At 44.6% G+C, this 489-nt stretch carries 3 tRNA genes; all 3 read right to left on the reverse strand.

The features are described 5' to 3' along the window. Positions 1–162 precede the first annotated feature (162 nt). The 3 genes from DW015_RS03455 to DW015_RS03465 all read right to left on the reverse strand — a co-directional run bounded on the left by DW015_RS03455 (position 163) and on the right by DW015_RS03465 (position 454). Positions 163–236 (reverse strand) — tRNA-Cys (locus tag DW015_RS03455). Positions 237–240: 4 nt separating this feature from the next. Beyond that, positions 241–316 (reverse strand) — tRNA-Gly (locus tag DW015_RS03460). Positions 317–377: 61 nt separating this feature from the next. Beyond that, a tRNA-Asp gene (locus DW015_RS03465) sits at positions 378–454 on the reverse strand. Between the last annotated feature and the right edge of the window lie 35 nt (positions 455–489).

Consider the following 489-nt stretch of genomic DNA (forward strand, 5'->3'; position numbering starts at 1 on the left):
ACTTTATTTCCCTTTTCTTATCTCTTTTTGTCCATTTTGCTTTGCTCATTTGTTCCTTTGATACAAAAAGTGACAACTGTGCGTCGCTCAGCTGTCACTTTGGATTGTTTATTATATTTAGACAAAAAAATAAACTCACAGAACAAAAGCTCTGTGAGTCATTGGAGGCGCCACCCAGATTTGAACTGGGGATCAAGGTGTTGCAGACCTATGCCTTACCACTTGGCTATAGCGCCATATTGGAGCGGATTACGAGGCTCGAACTCGCTACCTCCACCTTGGCAAGGTGGCGCTCTACCAGATGAGCTAAATCCGCATTTAATGGTATCTACAATATTATATGTAAGATACCGAAACCTGATACATAAAGAATGTATTGGCGACCGGAATGGGGCTCGAACCCACGACCTCTAGCGTGACAGGCTAGCGTTCTAACCAGCTGAACTACCCGGCCATATGAGCGGACTTTATAAGTCCGCTTGGTGGGAA

The sequence above is a fragment of the Ruminococcus sp. AF37-20 genome (assembly GCF_003460465.1).
Classification (GTDB): domain Bacteria; phylum Bacillota; class Clostridia; order Oscillospirales; family Ruminococcaceae; genus Hominimerdicola; species Hominimerdicola aceti.